The following is a 17,842-nucleotide window of genomic DNA, read 5'->3' on the forward strand; positions in this document are numbered from 1 at the left end:
GCACATCCATGTGCGCTCCCCGCGTGCTCCCCGGAGGGGAGAAGAGTTGCGGATTTCATGTTTCGCTGTTTACGCCCGACAGCAGGCGATCGACATGCTCCAGCAACTGCTTCCCGCTCGCCGGCTTGAGCAACGCATCGTCGAACGCCAGGCCATCCTCCGCACGCCGCGGCGGCAATGACGAATAGAGCAGGACCGGCACCGCCGCATATTCGCTGCGCAAGGCGCGCAACAACGCCCATCCATCCATTCCCGGCATGAACTGATCGGTCACCACCAGATCGATGGCCTGCTTCTGCAAGGCCGACAGCGCCTCTTCGCCCGACTCCGCCGGCACGCTCTCGAAGCCGAACCCGTCCAGCAGATCGCACAGCATGTCGCGGCTCTGCGGATGATCGTCCACCACCAGGATGCGCCGTCCCGCGCCGTCGATCTCGCCGCCGCCCTCGGCCGACAGCTCCTGATCCAGCTCGGCCTCTTCCGCCAGCGCCACGTCCAGCACGAAACCGAAGCGGCTGCCGCCGCCGGGCGCGGCGTCGATATTCAGCCGGCTGCCCATGCGCCCCAGGAGCTGCGTGACGATCGCCAGCCCCAGGCCGTAACCGTCGTAATGCGCGGCATTGCCGCCGCGGGCGAACGGCTGCGCCAGGCGCTCGCGTTCGGAGGGCTCGATGCCGATGCCGCTGTCTTCCACCGCCACCTGCAATTGCACCCGGCCCGGCACGCTTGGCGCGGCGGTGACGGTGAGCTGGATATAGCCGTCGTCGGTGAACTTGGCGGCATTGCCGATCAGGTTGGCCAGCACCTGGCGCAGGCGGCGGAAATCCAGCCGGACCAGGGCGGGCAGATCCTCCGCATAGCGGGTGACGAAGCGGTTGCCGCGCCGCTCCGCCGGCAGCGCCGCCTGCTCGGCCACGCTTTGCAGGAAGGCGTGCAGATAGCCGGGCGCCTCCACCAGTTCCAGGTCGGTGAGCTCGTCGCGTGAGAATTCCAGCAGCTCGTCGATCAGATCCAGCTGCTGCCGCGCGCTGCCTTCGATCAGCGCCGGATAGTCGCGCCGCCGGCTGCCCTGCCGCCATTGCCGCACGCTTTCGATGATGCCCGCCAGCGGCGAGCGCAGGTCGTGGCTGATGCGCGCCAGCAGCATGCCGCGCGCGCGCATGGCGCTCTGCAGCTGCTCGGTGCGCACCGCCACCGCCTGCTCCAGCCGCTGCGCATGCTTGACCAGCACGCGCACGCGCCAGCGCCAGGCCAGCGCGAACGCGGCCAGCAGCAGCAAGGCCGCCGCGGCGAAGGCCGGCGTGCTGCGCCACCACGGCGGATTCAAGGTAAAGCCCAGGCTGATCGGCGCGGACAGGCGCCGCTGGTTTTCGTCGACCGCCTGCAGTTCGAAACGATAGGTGCCGGGTGGCAACGCGGCGTAGCGCACTTCGCGCGTCGATGCCTCCACCCAGTCGTTGTCGATATCGGACAGGCGGTAGCGGAAACGCACCGGGCTGCCCGAGCTGTTGCCCAGCACCGCGAAGCGCAACACCAGGGCGCCGCCGACGCCGAAGTCGGCTTCCGCCTGCTTACCCGCCAGCTCGTGCCCGTTGTAGAACGCCGAGACCAGCCAGGGATGCAGCTCGCGCGGCGCCAGCAGCTCTTCCGGTTTCAGCAGATGGGACAGGCCGATCGGCGTGCCGACCCAGACCGAGCCGTCCTCGTCGGCATGGAAGGCGCCATGATTGGTTTCGTCCCACAGCAGGCCGTCGCGCGAGGTCAGGCGCGTCCAGCGCTGCGCATTCAATACGTCCACGCCGTTGTTGCCGCCCACCCACAGGCGGCCGCGGCGATCGGCGCGCAGGAAGTACACGCGCGAATCGGCCAGCAGCGGATCGTCCACCGGCGTGAGCGTCACGCTGTCCGCATCGCCGGCCGCGCCGCCGAGCAGGCCGGGCTGCAAGGAGCTGAGCCAGAGCCGGCCGTCCGGCGTGACGGCCACGTTCTCGTAGCCGCCGAGCGCTTCTTCCGGCGCCACCCTGACATGCGTCCAGCGGCCGTCGGCGAAACGGAACAGGCCGGCGCGGCAGGCTGCCCACAGGCGTCCCGCGCGATCTTCCGCCAGATCCGAGCACATCGAGGTGGGAATCAGATCCGGCGCCGCGCGCTCCATCCGGCCGGTCGCGCCGTCGAGCGCATAAAGGCCGCCGAGCGTGTAGGCCCAGAAGCGCCCGTGGCTGTCCTGGAACGCGCCGCGCACCAGGAACGGCAAGGTGGCGACCACCGTGGTCTTGCGGCTGTCCGGTTCGTAGCGCAGCACGCGGCCGTCGAACAGGAAGTACCAGACCGAGCCGTCCGCGGCCGACAGCACGGTGCGCGTCTGGTGCGGCGGCGCCACCGCCAGCGGCCAGGGCTCGGCATGGTCCTGCCCCGCGCCGATCACGCTGCCGCCCCAGTCGTCGGCCACCCACACCGCGCCGGAAGGCGCGCGGTCGATCGACCAGATCAGCGAACCGCTCAGCCCCTGCGCGGACGTCCAGTTTTCCACCGCGTCGCGGCCGCTCCAGTGCAGCAGGCCGCGGCCGTAGGTGCCGATCCACAAGGTGCCGTCCTGGTCGACGCTCAGCGCCGACACGCCCACCTTGGGCAGGCCGTCGTCGGTGCCGAACAGCTCCCAGCGCTGGCCGTCCCAGCGCGCCAGGCCAGTGGAGCTTCGCGTCAGCACTCGGCCTTCGTGGTCCTGCGCGATATCGATGCTCGATGCCGCCACGTCCGCGCTGTTGCCCGGCATGTCGCGCGCGACGAACTGGTCGCTGCCGGGTGCGAGCATCCGCACCGTGTGGATGCCGCGCACCCACAGGCTGCCGTCGCGCGCGGCGAGGAAGCCCAGCCATTTGTCGGCCGGTACGCCGGCATCGGCGCCGTAGCGGCGCAGTTGTCCACCGCGCAGGCTGCACAGCTCGTCGCCGCAGCCGAACCAGGTGCTGCCGTTGGCATGGAAGACCGCGCTGACCTTGTCGAGTCCGGCAAAGGCCTGCCGCTGCGCGTCGCTGAAAGGCGCCGTCACGTTCCAGTGGCTGGCGCCATCGGGGCTGAGCAGCAGCAGGCGGTTGGCGCTGACCAGCCACATGCCGCCGGCATCGTCGGCCGCCAAGGTCTGCCCGCGATCGGCCAGCAGCGGCTTGCCTTCGGGGCGCACCCAGCCGAAGCGGCCGTTCTCGCGCAGCTGCAGGCCCGCGCGCGACCCGACCCACAGGCGTCCGCGCACGTCCTCGTCGAAGCTGATCACCTCCGAAACCTGGAAGCCCTGCTCCGCGCCGACCTGGCTGAAGGCCATGCCGTCGAAGCGGTACAGGCCTTTCTCCGTACCCACCCATACGAAGCCTTCGCGGTCCTGGTAGATGCGCACCACCGAGAGGCTGGTCAGGCCGCTGCCCTGGTCGTACAGGGTGAGCGGGAGCTGCGCGGCCTGCGCCGCCAGTTGCCATGCCAGCAGGCAGGCGGCGAACACGAGCAGGCAGGCGCGCCGGACGGCGCATCGATGCGGGATCAGCGACTCGCCCCTGGTAAGAGTCACGGATAAAGCCTTTGGCGGGTGATGCGGTGAGCGGGGCAGCGCCGAAAGCCTGGCGCTGCCCGAATGGCCGCGGAGTATAGGGGCAAGGCCGCCGGGGAGACACGGCCAGGCGGCATGGTGTCCTCCGGTGCGACGCTGCGTCCTGTCCTCAGTAGTCGTAGCTCACGCTCACGCGCACATAGCGCGGCTCTTCCCGATACAGAGCCGTGCCGAACAGCGGGTTGGGCGAATACGGCGCCTGCTCGGAATTGGGCTGCAGGAAGGTCGGCCGCTGCTCGTTGAACACATTGAACACGTTGGCATTGAACGCCAGCCGCTTGGCCGCGAACAGCGGGCGGTACGTCACGCCCAGATCCAGCTGATGCAGCCACGGTAGGCGGCCATGGCTGCCGGGCGGCGACGGCTGGCCATCGCAATAGTGGTAGGCATTGCCGTAACCCACGGGGTCGGTGTGATCCGGCCCGTAATAGCCCAGGCAGATGCGCGGATTGCCCGACTGCACGCTGAGGTTGGCGGACAACTGCCACTCCTGCGTCAGCTGGTAGTAGCCGTAGAGCTTCAGCACGTGGGTGTGGTCGTTGTTCTGCGGCCCGTTGGTGTGCTCCATGATGGCGTAGTTGTCCCAGTCCTCGCTGGCCGAGGCGCCGCCTTGCAGCAGGTCCGAGCGCACCTGGCCTTCGGTATTGCCGTAGCTGCGCGAGAACACGTAGTCGAGCTTGCCGTACCAGGTGCCGTCGAACGGGTGCTCCAGGAAGGTTTCCAGGCTGTAGTAGCGGCGCTTCAGGCGATCGAAGCCCAGCTCCGCATTGCTCATGGGCACGCCGACCAGCTGCCCGCCGGTGGTGACCAGGTTGAAGGTGTTGGCGCGGCCCGGATTGATCAGGTAGCAGCTGTTGCTGGAGGCGATGTCGTAGCCCAGCGCCTGCGCCTTGTCCAACACCCGGTTGACGTCGCAGAAGTCGTCGATGGCATTGCGCAGGATGCGCTGGGTCAGCTTGGCGCCGTAGACCCAGGTGGAACCGGCGGCCTTGGTAAAGCCGAGGATGAATTCGTCCTGGTTTTCCGCCTTGATGCCCTGCGCGGTCACCGTGCGCGGGTCGGGCGGTATGCCGAAGGAGTTGTTCGCCGACACCGGGTTGGACATCACCGTCAGCCCGGTGGGCGTGCCATCGGCGGCGATGCCGCCATAGGTGTAGTACTGCTGCGTGCTGACGTAGCCGGCCGCCGCGCCGGTGGCGGGATTGAGCGGCATGCTGAGGTAATAGCGGCCGACATTGCCGTAGACCTTGAAGCTGGCATCGCCATTGACGTCCCAGCTGAAGCCCAGGCGCGGTGCCCACTGCGGCTTGGTCTGGGTGATGAAGGCCGCGCCGCTGGGGTTGTAGTCGGTGAACTGGTCGTTGCGCAGGCCCAGCGACAGCAGCCAGCGGTCGCTGACCTGCCACTTGTCTTCCACGTATTGCGCGCGCTGCATGGAACGCACGCTCACCGCATTGTTGGCGACGTTCTTCTGCACGTAGTAGCCGCCCTGCCCGTTCGGGAAATCCGCCGGCGCCGGCACGCCCAGTCCGGAAACCAGCGGCAGGTTCGGCGTATTGGTGTGGCCGTATTGCCAGGTGTAGCCGGGGCCGGAATTGCGGTTGCCCTGGTTCAGCGCTTCCGAACGCTGGTTGTCGATGCCGATGCTGAGCGTGTGGTCGCCCAGGTGATAGCTGAGGTCCAGACGCGTGTTGGTGGTCTTGTTGCCGCGCGCCGGATCGTAGAGCGTGGAGACGGTCTGGTTGTTGCCGCGCGGCACGCCGCCGTTCAAGGCCGGATTCTGGTTGGTGATGCCGCTGACGTAGGTAAGGTCGCCGTCGTAGCTGCCCGGCACATCGTAGTCGCGTGTTTTCATCTCGCCGTACATCGCGCTCAGCGTGAGGTTGTCGGTGAGATAGCCGGTGTATTTGGCGACGTAGAGGTCGCCGCCGACCTTGGTGTTGTCGTCGGCGTTGATCAGCGCCCCTTGGCGGCGCGCGGTGTAGTCGTAGTCGTAGACGGCGCCGCTGCCCTTGCGCTTGTCCGAGGCGCCGGTCAGCTCGAGGATATGGCTGTCGCTGATGTTCCAGTCCAGCTTGCCGTACCAGCGCGGGCTGTCGTACCGGTAGGTCTGGTAGGGCTTGCTGTTGTCCACCGCATTGACGTTGGCGCCCTGCTGCCGCTCGAACTCGCCGGCAAGGAAGAAGAACAGCCGGTCCTTGACCAGCGGACCGCCGGCATAGGCGCTGACCGTGGTGGTCCACAGCTTGTTGCCGCTCTTGGGATCGTACAGGCGCCCCGCCACCGGCGAGGCCGGCGTGCCGTTGGCATAGTAGAGATCGGTGTAGTCGCTGCGCGTGTACGAGGGTTCCCACAGCACCTGGGCGCCGAAGTGCCAGGCATTGCTGCCGCGCTTGCCCACCTGGTTGATCACGCCGCCGTCGGAGCGGCCGTACTGGGCGCTGTAGCCGCCGGTGTAGACCTCCTGCTGGTCGATCGCGCCGTACGGCAGCGTGATGCCGCCGTGCCCGTTGAGCGGGTCGGTGGTGTTGAATCCGTTGATGTAATACGCGTTCTCGGTGGCCGCCGAACCGCCGAAGCTCACCAGCGGCTTGCCGGTGGCGGTGGTGAAGTTGGCGCTGTTGCGGTTGACGCCCGGAGCCAGCAGCGCGGCGGCTTCGGCCGAGCGCACCAGCGGCAGCCTGGCCAGCTGTTCGGCGGTGATCACCGTGCGCGAATCGACGCTGGTGACGTCGATGGCCGGCAGCGCATTGCCCACCACGGTGACGGCGCCGAGATTGGTGGCCTGCTTGTCCGTGGCGGCAGCCATGAAGGACACGTCGGTACCCGCACCCACCTGCAGCGCCACCTGGTTGCGCGAGTCCACGGTCTGTCCGTTGCGCCGCAACGACACCGTATACGTGCCCAGCGGCAGCTGCGCGGCGACGTAGCGGCCGCGCGCATCGACGCCCACCTCGCGGCGGAAGCCATTGGCGTTCTCGATCAGCACCGTCTCGCCGCCGCTGGCCGCGACCTGGCCGAAGATCGTTCCGGTGGTCGACTGGGCCTGCGCCCCGCCGGAAGCCATCGCGGCGATGGCCAATGCCACGGCCAGGGCATGCCTGGAAAAAGCAGACCTGGAAAGAGCAGTCGCGGACGGCAGGCGCTGTGTCGCTTCGATCATCGTCATCCCCATCGCTGGCTTGAGCCCATGGACGAGATGAACGTGCCGCATGGCGACACGAAGGCAAGCGAGTGCGCGTAGGAAAGCGATGCGCCTGTAGCCCAGGACCGGCCCGGCAATCCCTTACATGGATCGATCCAAATCTCGCCCCCTATAAAACCCGAAGGAGCGGGTCCGTTCGGGTTCGCGGCAAACTTGCATCGCTGCCACTCGATTGTCAACCGTTTCCTGTGCAAGCGATCGGATGTTTAGACGTCCAAATGATAATGATGGGCTGCATGCACTTTTTCTTCACGGCGATGCGTATGCCAATGCCAAACACCACAATCTCGCGCAACCAGCCCCCTCTCCCCTCCGGGGAGAGGGTCGGGGTGAGGGGCCGGTCGGAGCGGTGAGCGGAGGGTCGAGAAAAACCTAAAAGCTTTTTTCTTGACTCTGTAGAAGCGCTCCCGCTAGAGCCCCCCTCATCCGGCTGCCGCCACCTTCCTCGCTCCCCTACGCGAAGAGGGCACAGGGATGTGCCCGGCTTTGATGAGCGAGGAAAGCCGCGCACATCCCTGTGCGCTCCCCGCGTGCTCCCCGGAGGGGCGAAGGACTCCCCCTCGCAACACCTTACGATTCCCCCACCCACTAGTGCATCATGACCGCCTCAACCAGGGGGAAGCTCAACGTGGAATCCAATCATCAGCTGCCCGTGCGGGAGCATCACGTGCACCAGCGTCATTTCGACCGCCTGGTGATGCTGTCCGACGGCGTGTTCGCGATCGCGCTCACCTTGTCGGCGGTGGAACTGAAACCGGAGGAAGCCGCCGGCGCCCACGGCCTGATCGCCCAGTGGGCCACTCCGCTGCTGATCTACTTCCTCAGTTTCTTCATCGTCGGCGGCGTCTGGATGCAGCACCGCCGCGTGCTCACCCACCTGCGCCACGTCGACACGCCAATGACCTTGCTCACTCTCGCGGTGCTGAGCATGGTGTCGCTGATGCCGGTGGTGATCCGCGTGGTGCTGACCGCCGCCAACGGCGAATCCGGTGAAGGCATGCTGATCTATGCGCTGGCGCTGATGGCCAATTACCTGTGCCTGGCCGCGTCCTGGGGCTATGCCTCGTTTATCGGCAAGCTGGCGCCGGACGTGCCCGCGCCGCGCGCCTGGAGCTGGCTGCTGCGCGACCTGTTCGTGGCGGTGCTGTTCGGTGCGGTGGCGCTGTTCAGCGCGCACATGAAGCTGGCGGCGGTGCTGCTGTGCGTGGCCGGCGTCGGCGTGCGCTTCATCTCCGGCAAGCTGGCGCGCCGCGCCGATGCGGTAGCGTAGCGTCGGCGCAGGTTGGGGTGAAAACCCCAACAATCATGCGGCAGGCTCCATCCGATGCGATGTTGGGGTTCGCCTTCGGCTCACCCCAACCTGCGTTACTTCAGGCTCTGCAGCGTGGTCGGCAGCAGCTCGGCCACGGTCGGATGGATATGCACCGCTTCCGACACCGTCGTATACGGCGCCTTGGCGTACATCGTATCCAGCAGGCCATGGATGGCCTCGTCGCCGTTGATGCCGAAGATCGCCGCGCCCAGCAGCTGCCTGCTGGCGCGGTCGACCACCACCTTCATGAAACCGGTGGTCTCGCCGCGCTCGACCGCGCGCCCGACCCGCGCCATCGGCCGCGTGCCCACCTGCACCTCGCGGCCCGACTTGCGTGCCTCCTGCTCGCTCATGCCGATCCGCGCCAGCGGCGGATCGGTGAACAGGCTATAGGCCTGGATGCGGTCGGAAATGCGCCGCCTGCCCTGCCCCAGCACGGCATCGGCGACGATCTCGTAGTCGTTGTACGAGGTATGGGTGAACGCACCTTGGCCGTTGCAATCGCCCATCGCCCAGATATGCGGCACGCTGCTGCGGCCGTGGTCGTCGACTTTGATATGGCCGCGCTCGTCCATGGCGACGCCGGCCCGCTCCAGGCCCAGGTCGTCCGTGTTCGGCCGGCGCCCGACCGCCAGCAGCAGATGCGTGCCCACCGCCTGTTCGCATAGCTGGTTGCCGCGCGCCTTGATGCGTATGGCGCCGGCCTTGCCTTCCAGCGCGATGCATTCGGCACCCAGGTGCACGGTGATGCCTTCGCCGCGCAGCATCGCCAGCACCGCATCGGCCACGTCGGCGTCCTCGCGCGGCAGGAAGCGCTCCGAGCGCTCGACGATGGTCACCTTCGAACCGAAGCGGCGGAACATCTGCCCGAACTCCAGGCCGATATAGCTGCCGCCGACGATCATCAGATGTTCCGGCAATTCACGCAGTGCCATCATGCCGGTGTTGGTGAGGAAGGGAACGTCGTGGATGCCGGGAAAATCCGGCACCGCGGCGCGGCCGCCGACATTGATGAAGAACGATTCCGCCTCGATCAGCTCCTCGCCCACGCGCAGGCTGTGCGGCGATTCGAAACGTGCATGCCCGCGCAGCAAGCTGACCTGGGCCATGCCACTCAGCCATTGCTCCACACCGTTGCGCGACTTGCCCGAAATACCCTGGGTGCGTTCCCACACGCGCTGCATGTCGACCTGCGCGGCCGCCTCGGCACGCACGCCATACTCATGCGCCCGTGCTGCCATATGCGCCACGTAAGCGCTCGCCACCATCGCCTTGGTGGGGATGCAGCCCGTATTGACGCAGGTGCCGCCGACCAGCTTGCGCTCGATCACCGCCACCCGCCGGCCCGCCTTGCCCAGTTGTTCGGCCAGCGGCGGGCCGGCCTGGCCGGCGCCGATTACGACGGCATCGAAGCGCTGATTCATGGCAACTTCCTCATGGACAAGGCGGCAGGCGCGGATCATCGCCCGCCGGCGTTCAAGGATCGGTGTACGTCTGTGCTAAGTGAGCACGTAGTCTTCCGGCTGCAGCGGCGGCGGCAGTTCGGTCTCGCCCAGCAGGCTGCGCAGGTTGATCTCCACCGTGCGGCTGAGTGCATCCAGCGGCAGGTCGTTCGGCAGCAGGTCGAACGGGTCCTCGATCTGCTCGCCGATGGCATCCAGGCCGAAGAAGGTATACGCCAGCACGCCCACCGCCACCGGCGTGAGCCAGCCGAAGGGATGGATCAGGCAGAACGGCAGCATGAAGCAGTACACGTGCACCGTGCGATGCAGCAGCAGGATGTAGGCAAACGGAATCGGCGTGCCCTTGATCCGTTCGCAACCGCCGAGCACGTGCGAAAGCGTGTTGAGTTCCTTGTCCATCGACGCGAGCAGCATGCCGTCGACGCCCGCTGCGCGCGCCTCCTTGGCATAGGCCTCGCCAAGCATGCCGAGAATCGCATTGGGCCGGTTGGGCGCGGCGATGGCGACGGCGCAGATATCGGCCGGAAGCCAGCGGCGCAGGTCCGCCTCCGGATCGGTGCCGCGCAGGTGATGGCGCAATGCATGCGTATAGCCGATCAGCGCGTGCACCAGCTGCCGGCGCTTTTGCAGCGGCGCATCCGCCAGGAAGGACAGCGTCTGCCGCGTCAGGTTGCGCGTCGCGATCACCAGCTCGCCCCACAGCGAGCGGCCTTCCCACCAGCGCTGGTAGGCCACGGTGTTGCGAAAGCCCAGGAAGATCGCCAGGGTCAGCCCCAGCAAGGTAAGCGGCGCCGCGTCCAGCCGGAAATGCAACGCCACGCCTTTCCAGTCGGCCAGCACCACCGCCAGCGACAGCAGCACGGTATAGAGCACGCGCGGCCAGATGATGGGGATGATCGAACCCTTCAGCGCAAACAGCAGCGTGCGCACCGAATGGCTGTGGGTGGGGCGGATGATCATGGCGCTTGCGCCATGTCGCTGAGGCGTTGCGGATGGCTGTAGACCACATGGCGCCCGGGCCGCACGAAGCCGGTGAGCGTCAGATGGCAGGACTGCGCCAGCGTCACCGCCAGCGCCGTCGGCGCGGAAATCGCGGCGAGCACACCGACGCCGAGACTGGCCGCCTTGGTGACCATCTCGTAGCTGGCGCGGCTGGTGACCAGCACGAAGCCGCCGCGCAGATCGGTGCCGGCGCGGGTCAAGGCGCCGAGCAGCTTGTCCAGCGCGTTGTGGCGGCCGACGTCCTCGCGCACCAGCAGGATCTCGCCGGCTGGCGATGCCCATGCCGCGGCGTGCACCGCGCCGGTCTGGCTGTTGAGCTGCTGGTGCGGCGCGAGACCCTCCAGCGCGCGCTCCAGCGCATGCGGCTCCAGCAGCGGACCGTCCGGCACGCGAGCCAGCGGATGCAGCACGTCTTCCAGATGGCGGCTGCCGCACAGGCCGCAACCGCTGCGTCCCGGCAGCAGGCGGGCGGAGTCCTCGTCCACGCCTTCCACTTCGCCCGCGTCGACGTCCACCACATAGCCTTCGAGCTGCTCGTGGATGGCGACGCCGCGGATATCGCCCGCGCGCGCCACGCGCCCTTCGGTCAGCGAGAAACCGTAGGCAAAGTCTTCCAGGTCCGCCGGCGTGGCCATCATCACCGCGAAGGATTCGCCGTTGTAGCGCAGCTCCACCGGCGCTTCCTCGGCCAGCCAGTCCTCGCCCTGGCGCAGGTCGTTGCCCTGGCGGACGGTGACATGGCGGCGCGCGAGTCCGGAGCGCGGCATGGCGGTCAGGCCTCCGCCGGTTCGCGCGATGCGGACAACCGCACCGGGATCGACTTGTAGCCCGGCGTGCCGGAACGCGCATCGTGTTCGTCCAGCGCCAGCAGGCCGTTGCCTTCGGGGAAGTACATCGCCACCGAGCCGCGCGCGATGCCGAACGGCACCGCCACGAAACCGCGCACCGCGCGCCCGTTCGGCGTGCCGTCCGCGGCGCTGGCTTCCACGTCGATGCGGTCGCCTTCGCGCAGGCCGCGCTCGGCTAGGTCGTCCGGGTTGACGAAGACCACGTCGCGCCGGCCGGTGATGCCGCGGTAGCGGTCGTTGTAGCCGTAGATGGTGGTGTTGTACTGGTCGTGCGAGCGGATGGTGGCCAGCCGCAGCACATCGGCGGGTGCCGGCGCGTCCTCGTCCAGCCCCTTGGCCAGCAGGAAGCGCGCCTTGCCGGAAGGCGTGTTCCAGCGCCGCAACGCGGCGGCGTTCTCCAGGTGAAAGCCGCCCGGCTGGCGCACGCGTTCGTTGTAGTTGGCGAAGATCGGGAATACCGCCTCGATGCCGTCGCGGATGCGGTCGTAGTCCGCCACCATGCCTTCCCAGTCCACCTTCGACTGCGGCAGCGTGGCGCGCGCGAGCAGCGCGACGATCGCCGGCTCCGAACGCAGATGCTCCGACGCCGGCCGCAGCCGGCCCTGCGAGGCATGCACCATCGACATGGAGTCTTCCACCGTCACCGACTGCGGGCCGGCGGCCTGCAGGTCGATCTCGGTGCGGCCCAGGCAAGGCAGCAGGAACGCCTCGCGCGCAGGGATCAGATGCGAGCGATTGAGCTTGGTGGCGACGTGCACCACCAGGTCGAGCTTGCGCATCGCCGGGAAGGTTGCCTGCGGGTCCGACATCGCCACCGCCAGGTTGCCGCCCAGGCACAGCAGCGCCTTGGAGCGGCCTTCGCCGATCGCCCGCACCGCGGCCACCGCATCGTGGCCATGCGCGGTCGGCGGCTCGAAGCCGTAGACGCGGCGGATGCCGTCGAGCAAGGCGGCGCTGGGTTTTTCGGTAATGCCCACCGTGCGGTCGCCCTGCACGTTGGAATGGCCGCGCAGCGGGCAGATGCCGGCGCCGGGCTTGCCCAGGTTGCCGCGCAGCAGCAGTACGTTGAGCAACTGCTGCACGTTCTGCACGCCGTGGCGATGCTGGGTGATGCCCATGCCATAGCAGAAGATCACCTTTTCGGCGGCGGCGTAGATGCCGGCCGCCACTTCGATCTCGGCGTGGCTCAGGCCCGAGGCGCGCTCAATGCTGTCCCACGAGGTGGCGAGCACGTCGTCGCGCAGCGCTTCGAAGCCGGTGGTGTGTTCGGCGATGAAGCCGCGATCCAGCACGCCCTTGCCGCCGCCGGCCAGATCCGCCGCGTCGGCTTCGAACAGCCACTTCATGATGCCCTTCATGGTGGCGATGTCGCCGCCGATCTTCGGCTTGAAATACGTGGTGGCGATCGGCACCGAACGGCCGGTCAGCATCTCGGCCGGGTCCTGCGGCGAGGTGAAGCGTTCCAGGCCGCGCTCGGGCATCGGGTTCAGCACCACGATCGGCACGCCGCGCAGCGATACCTCGCGCAAGGTGCCGAGCATGCGCGGATGGTTGGTGCCGGGATTGTGGCCGATGCAGAACACCGCATCCGCATGCTCGAAGTCTTCCAGCTGCACCGTGCCCTTGCCCACGCCGATCGATTCGGGCAGGCCGACGCTGGAGGCCTCGTGGCACATGTTCGAGCAATCGGGGAAGTTGTTGCAGCCGTATTCGCGCGCGAACAGCTGGTACAGGAAGGCGGCCTCGTTGGAGGCGCGGCCGGAGGCGTAGAACTCCGCCATGGTCGGATCGGGCAGCGCGCGCAACGCGGCGCCGATGCGCGCGGCGGCTTCGTCCCAGGAAACCGGCACGTATTTGTCCTGCGCCGCGTCGTACGCCATCGGGTGGGTCAGGCGGCCCTGGTCTTCCAGCGCGTGGTCGGTCCACTCCCACAGTTCGGACAGCGTGTGCTGCGCGAAGAACTCCGGCGTGGTGCGCTTGGACGTCGCTTCCCAGGTGATCGCCTTGGCGCCGTTCTCGCAGAACTCGAACGAGGAGGTGTGGCGCGGATCGGGCCAGGCGCAACCGGGGCAATCGAAACCCAGCGGCTTGTTGGCGCGCTGCAGCGCCTCCACCGAGCGCGCCACCGCCATCTGGTCGCGGATCGCCTTGGCCACGGCGCGCAGCGCACCCCAGCCGCCGGCGGGGCCGTCGTAGGGCTGGATGCTTTTGTCGAGGTCGCTGTCTTTGGGGTGGGCGCTCATGGGGTTACCGCGTCGTGCATGTCGTCGATCGAGGCGATGATAGGCCCGCTGCCGGATACGGGCCAGGGATGCGCATGTCTAGCTGCCGTTTTCCACGGGCCAGCAACGGATCGCCGGTGGCGGCAAGGACACCGCGCTTGCCGCCGGCAACTCGTAGCCCGCCGGCGGTTCCACCCACAACCGCGCCTGGCCGCAACGCATGCCCAGATAGCTGCGGTGCGGCGCGGTCTGGCGCAGTTCGAACGCGGCGGGAATGGCACCCGCTGGCGCGACGGACTGATCGTGCAGCCGCACCGCCGCCGGCGCGATATGCCAATCGACCAAGGTGCCATCGGGCAACGGCGTCTCCAGCGGCAGGCTGGCTTCGGCTTCGGGCCAGGACAGGCGCTGCGCCCCGGGCGAGCCGACGACGCGGCCGCGCTGCACGTTGCGCAACCCCAGCAGCCGCGCCACCGCGCCGCTCGCCGGTTGCGCATGCACCTCTTCGGGCGTGCCGATCTGCACGATGCGGCGGCCGTGCATCAGCACCAGGCGGTCGGCCACCGCGGCGAGCGCCGGATCGTGGCTCACCGCCAGGGCGGGAATGCCGGCCTCGTGCACTTCGGCAATCAGTTCGGCCAGCACTTCGTCGCGCGTGACCGGGTCCAGCGCCGAGGTGGGTTCGTCCAGCAGCAGCAGGCTCGGCTTGCGCGCGAGTGCGCGCGCCAAGGCCACGCGTTGCTGTTGCCCACCGGACAACGAAGCCGGCCAGCGTTCGGCCAGATCGGCCATGCCCACGCGCTCCAGCCACTGAAGCGCCTGCGCTCGCCGCTGCGCGCCGCGCAGGCTGAAAGCCACGTTCTCCCACGCGCGCAGGTGCGGAAAAAGCGCGTGGCCCTGCGGCAGATAACCCACCGCACGCTGCTGCGGCGGCAGCCCGTCGAACGGTTCGCCGCGCGCCCCGATCAGCCCCGCGATCGCCGACAGCAGCAAGGTCTTGCCCTCGCCGCTCGCACCCAGCAGCACGGTGAAGCCGGCCACCTCGAAGCTGGCGTGCAGCGCCACCGGCTGCTCGATGCGGTAATCGATGCGCATCACGCCAGGCGCCTGCGCACGGCCATGCCCAGCACCAGCGGCAAGGGCAGCGCCGCCAGGAAGAACACCCACAGCAGCGGATACACCGCATCCAGGCCGATGTCCTGCAGGTTCACCCACAGCTTCACCGGGATGCCCTGCGGGTAATACGCCACGATCAGCACCGCGCCGAACTCGCCCAGCGCGCGCACCCACGCCAAGGCCACCGCGGCGGCCAGCCCCAGCCGCGCCAGCGGCAGGCTGACGTGGACGAAGCTGCGCCAGGGCGAATAGCCCAGCGTGAGCGCGATCTGTTCCAGCTCGCGCGGCACGCCTTCGAAAGCGGTGCGCGCGGCCATCACGTAATACGGCAGCGCCGCGTAGAACTGCGCCAGGATGAAGGCCGGCGCCGAATTGGTCAGCAGCACGCCGGCGCGTTCCAGCAGATGGCCGGCCGGGCCATAAGGCCCGTATATCGACGCCAGCAGCAGGCCCATCGCCAGCGGCGGCGTCAGCAGCGAGACCAGCAGCAGCGCATCAACCAGCCATTGCCCGCGCACGCGATGCCGCGCCAGCCACCACGCCAGCGGCGTGCCCAGCGCCACGATCGGCAGCAGCGCGATCAGGCTGTAGCCCAGCGACACGCGCACCGCGCCGCCGTCGCCATGCGCGAAACCGAAATGCCGCCAGTCGGTGGCCAGCAGCAGGCCGACGAACGGCGTGGCCAGCAGCAGCAAGGCCAGCGCCGCCGGCAGCGCGGAAAGCCGCGGACGATAGCGCGCCATGCCGGTCGCTGAGCTCACAGCGCCTCGCCGTGCGGCGGGTCGTAGCCGCGTTCGCGCAGCATCGCCTGCCCCGCAGCCGACTGCAGCAGCTGCACGAAGTCGGCGGCCAGCTGCGCCTGCCTCGCATCGGTCAGCACGGCGGCATAGAACACCAGCGGCTGCGCCTTCAGCACCTTGCCGTCGGCCAGGGTGAGATTGGCCTTGCCATACCAGGCTTCCTGCAGGGACGGCTGCGCGAGGTTGATCTCGTCGGGCAGATCGATAGTGGGCAGATGATGCGAGAACGCCGCGCTGGCGTAGCCCACGGCGGCATCGATCTGGCCGGCCTCCAGGCGCGACATCAGCGAAGGTTCGGCGAAGATCTGCTGCGGGTTCTGCAGCTCGCCGGCGATGTCCTTCAGCAGACCGGGCTGGTGGTAATAGGTCTCGGCCAGCTGCAAGGTCAGCAAGGCGTTGGCGCCCTGCGGATCGACGGCGGGATCGGTGCGCCCGATGCGCAGTCCGGACTGGCGCAACACTTCGTACCAGGTCTTCCTGCCCTTGGCCGCCGCTTCGAAATCCTTGGCGAAACGGCTCTTGGGGCCATAGATCACCACCATGCGCGTACTCGCCACCGGCACCGCGCGCCCGGCGAGCCCCGCATCGCGCACCACCTTCATCGGCGGCGGCGTGATGGCGACGAACACGTCGGCCTGCATCTGCTTGCCGGCCAGCAGGCGTGCCAGCGCGAAAGAACCCTGCCCCACGCCTTCGAAGCGCGCGCCGTGCGCCTTGGCGAAGGCCGGGCCGAGCGACTGGTCCATCACCACGCCCATCGAGCCGGCGTAGGCCACGCGCAGCACCGGCGCGTCCGTTGCCAGCACCGCCGCGGCGGACAGCAACAGCAGCGGCGACAGCCAGCGCGCCAGGAGACGATATCCGCGTTTCATGCCCCCTCCTCCTTCTTGCCGCGGCGCTGCCGCACGCTGTCGCGCACGTCCACGTCGAACAACAGTTGCAGCGGCTCGCCGCCGGGTACCGGCAAGGCAAGCTCCAGACCGTCGCGGCTGGGCAGGCGCGCGGCGAAGGCGCGCACGTCGGCGCCATTCAATGCCACCTGCCAACCGTCGGCATGGCGCTGCCAGCCATGGGCATCGCCCAGGATCAGTTGCTGGCTTTCCAGCCGGCCATCCGGCCAGCGCGTGCGATTGCCCACCGCGGCGCCGCCCAGCAGTTGCGCCAGCTCCGCTTCGTCGATGCGCAGGCGCAATGTCTGGCCCTGCAGCTGCACCTTCATCCGGCCACCTCGTTCCATTGGGTTTCGGTATTGCAGTCGGCCAGCTGCGCGGCTTCGCCGGCACCCAGCGCCAGCTCCACGTGGCCGAGCGCGGACTGCAGGGCGCGCAGCGAGCGCCGGCGCGGGTCGTCGCGCGACATCAGCTCCGCCAAAGCCTCGCGGCTGCGCGTATTCAGGCGCAAGCGCAGCGGCAGCACGTGGCCGGCAAAAGAGACACTGGATGCCTGCGGCTGCTCGCTCCGCAAGCGCTGCAGCAGGTTGGCTTGCAGCAGCGGCATGTCGACTGGAATCACCAGCAGGTCGGCATCGCCGATCACCGCCTGCGCGATGCCAGCCAAGCCGCCCAGTGGCCCCGCCTGCGGCGTGGCATCGGCGACACCCTGGTAATCCGGGCGCATGCCGCTGACGCGCGCTTCGTCCACACCGGCTTCGCGCAACACCTCGAGCTGATGCTCGATCAGCGGCCTGCCGCGCCAGGACAGCAGCGCCTTGTCCCGTCCCATCCGCGAGGACAGCCCGCCCGCCAGCACCACGCCCAGGCAGCGCGGCGGCTCAGTGGGCGTGCCCATGACCGCCATGCCCGGCCGTGTCGTGCGTTTCTTCCGCCGAGGCTTCGCACAGCGAGCAGCCTTCGCTCCAGGCGCTGTCGCCGTCGACGTAATGCTCCTGTTTCCAGATCGGCGCCTCGTGCTTGACCGCTTCGATCGCCAGCCGGCAGGCGCGGAACGCTTCGGCACGATGCGGCGTGCCCGCGGCAACCACCACGGCGAGGTCGCCCAGGCCCAGGTCGCCCTTGGCGTGGGCGATGTACAGCTTCAGCGGCGCGCCCACCTCGGCGCGCGCGCGTTCGCCGATGGCCTGGAAGGTGCGCAGGGCCAGCGGCACGAACAGGTCGTAGCTGATGCCGACCACGTGGCGGCCGACATTGAAGTCGCGCACCTTGCCGACGAAGACCGCGATACCGCCGAAGCGCGGGTCCGACACGAAGTCCAGCGCAGCGGCCACGTCCAGCGCGGCCTCGGCGCGTTCGACCACCGCCAGGTGCAGATCGTCCATC

Annotated in this window: 13 protein-coding genes; 1 reads left to right on the forward strand and 12 read right to left on the reverse strand. The window is 68.5% G+C overall.

Annotation, left to right across the window (positions count from 1 at the left end; translation table 11 throughout):
* Nucleotides 1-55 precede the first annotated feature (55 nt).
* Complete coding sequence (locus ISN75_RS11785; RefSeq protein WP_343820242.1) at nucleotides 56-3,559, reverse strand: hybrid sensor histidine kinase/response regulator; 3,504 nt, start codon at nucleotides 3,557-3,559, stop codon at nucleotides 56-58.
* Between the two features lie 148 nt (nucleotides 3,560-3,707).
* Nucleotides 3,708-6,665 carry a TonB-dependent receptor plug domain-containing protein gene (locus tag ISN75_RS11790; RefSeq protein ID WP_343820318.1) on the reverse strand — a complete coding sequence of 986 codons (2,958 nt, stop codon included), beginning with the start codon at nucleotides 6,663-6,665 and terminating at the stop codon, nucleotides 3,708-3,710.
* A gap of 766 nt (nucleotides 6,666-7,431) precedes the next feature.
* Between ISN75_RS11790 and ISN75_RS11795 the strand changes: the two genes are divergently transcribed.
* Nucleotides 7,432-8,073, forward strand: coding sequence for a TMEM175 family protein (locus ISN75_RS11795; RefSeq protein WP_343820244.1), 642 nt, complete (start codon nucleotides 7,432-7,434; stop codon nucleotides 8,071-8,073).
* A gap of 95 nt (nucleotides 8,074-8,168) precedes the next feature.
* Here ISN75_RS11795 and ISN75_RS11800 read toward each other — a convergent pair whose 3' ends face one another.
* The 10 genes from ISN75_RS11800 to ISN75_RS11845 all read right to left on the reverse strand — a co-directional run bounded on the left by ISN75_RS11800 (nucleotide 8,169) and on the right by ISN75_RS11845 (nucleotide 17,841).
* Entirely contained in the window at nucleotides 8,169-9,539 is a 1,371-nt protein-coding gene (locus ISN75_RS11800; RefSeq protein ID WP_343820246.1) for an FAD-containing oxidoreductase, read from the reverse strand.
* A gap of 75 nt (nucleotides 9,540-9,614) precedes the next feature.
* A complete protein-coding gene (locus tag ISN75_RS11805; protein ID WP_167256184.1) occupies nucleotides 9,615-10,538 on the reverse strand; it encodes a bestrophin family protein in 924 nt (307 codons plus the stop codon).
* A complete protein-coding gene (gene fdhD, locus ISN75_RS11810) occupies nucleotides 10,535-11,347 on the reverse strand; it encodes a formate dehydrogenase accessory sulfurtransferase FdhD (RefSeq protein WP_343820247.1) in 813 nt (270 codons plus the stop codon). Before fdhD ends, ISN75_RS11805 begins: the two co-directional genes overlap by 4 nt.
* Nucleotides 11,348-11,352: 5 nt before the next feature.
* Entirely contained in the window at nucleotides 11,353-13,671 is a 2,319-nt protein-coding gene (locus ISN75_RS11815) for an FdhF/YdeP family oxidoreductase (protein ID WP_343820248.1), read from the reverse strand.
* Nucleotides 13,672-13,749: 78 nt separating this feature from the next.
* Nucleotides 13,750-14,745, reverse strand: coding sequence for an ABC transporter ATP-binding protein (locus ISN75_RS11820; RefSeq protein WP_343820319.1), 996 nt, complete (start codon nucleotides 14,743-14,745; stop codon nucleotides 13,750-13,752).
* Nucleotides 14,745-15,527 (reverse strand): ABC transporter permease subunit, encoded by a 783-nt coding sequence (locus ISN75_RS11825; protein WP_343820250.1) that lies wholly within the window; start codon nucleotides 15,525-15,527, stop codon nucleotides 14,745-14,747. Before ISN75_RS11825 ends, ISN75_RS11820 begins: the two co-directional genes overlap by 1 nt.
* On the reverse strand, nucleotides 15,524-16,438 hold the full coding sequence (locus ISN75_RS11830) for an extracellular solute-binding protein (protein ID WP_343820251.1): 915 nt from the start codon (nucleotides 16,436-16,438) through the stop codon (nucleotides 15,524-15,526). The genes ISN75_RS11825 and ISN75_RS11830 overlap by 4 nt, the downstream gene beginning before the upstream one ends.
* Nucleotides 16,435-16,785 (reverse strand): hypothetical protein, encoded by a 351-nt coding sequence (locus ISN75_RS11835; RefSeq protein WP_167256192.1) that lies wholly within the window; start codon nucleotides 16,783-16,785, stop codon nucleotides 16,435-16,437. Before ISN75_RS11835 ends, ISN75_RS11830 begins: the two co-directional genes overlap by 4 nt.
* Nucleotides 16,782-17,354, reverse strand: a complete 573-nt coding sequence (gene mobA, locus ISN75_RS11840) for a molybdenum cofactor guanylyltransferase (protein WP_167256193.1) — start codon at nucleotides 17,352-17,354, stop codon at nucleotides 16,782-16,784. Before mobA ends, ISN75_RS11835 begins: the two co-directional genes overlap by 4 nt.
* Complete coding sequence (locus ISN75_RS11845; RefSeq protein ID WP_167256194.1) at nucleotides 17,338-17,841, reverse strand: molybdenum cofactor biosynthesis protein MoaE; 504 nt, start codon at nucleotides 17,839-17,841, stop codon at nucleotides 17,338-17,340. The genes mobA and ISN75_RS11845 overlap by 17 nt, the downstream gene beginning before the upstream one ends.
* Nucleotide 17,842: the final 1 nt, after the last annotated feature.

The sequence above is a fragment of the Dyella marensis genome (assembly GCF_049532885.1).
Taxonomy (GTDB): Bacteria; Pseudomonadota; Gammaproteobacteria; order Xanthomonadales; family Rhodanobacteraceae; genus Dyella_D; species Dyella_D marensis.

Excerpts from the sequence above, each read along its gene's own strand:
- ISN75_RS11790 (WP_343820318.1), bottom strand. The coding sequence starts at position 6,665 with ATGGCTTCCGGCGGGGCGCAGGCCCAGTCGACCACCGGAACGATCTTC.
- ISN75_RS11800 (WP_343820246.1), bottom strand. The coding sequence starts at position 9,539 with ATGAATCAGCGCTTCGATGCCGTCGTAATCGGCGCCGGCCAGGCCGGC.
- ISN75_RS11805 (WP_167256184.1), bottom strand. The coding sequence starts at position 10,538 with ATGATCATCCGCCCCACCCACAGCCATTCGGTGCGCACGCTGCTGTTT.
- fdhD (WP_343820247.1), bottom strand. The coding sequence starts at position 11,347 with ATGCCGCGCTCCGGACTCGCGCGCCGCCATGTCACCGTCCGCCAGGGC.
- ISN75_RS11815 (WP_343820248.1), bottom strand. The coding sequence starts at position 13,671 with ATGAGCGCCCACCCCAAAGACAGCGACCTCGACAAAAGCATCCAGCCC.
- ISN75_RS11820 (WP_343820319.1), bottom strand. The coding sequence starts at position 14,745 with ATGCGCATCGATTACCGCATCGAGCAGCCGGTGGCGCTGCACGCCAGC.
- ISN75_RS11830 (WP_343820251.1), bottom strand. The coding sequence starts at position 16,438 with ATGAAACGCGGATATCGTCTCCTGGCGCGCTGGCTGTCGCCGCTGCTG.
- ISN75_RS11835 (WP_167256192.1), bottom strand. The coding sequence starts at position 16,785 with ATGAAGGTGCAGCTGCAGGGCCAGACATTGCGCCTGCGCATCGACGAA.
- mobA (WP_167256193.1), bottom strand. The coding sequence starts at position 17,354 with ATGGGCACGCCCACTGAGCCGCCGCGCTGCCTGGGCGTGGTGCTGGCG.
- ISN75_RS11845 (WP_167256194.1), bottom strand. The coding sequence starts at position 17,841 with ATGGACGATCTGCACCTGGCGGTGGTCGAACGCGCCGAGGCCGCGCTG.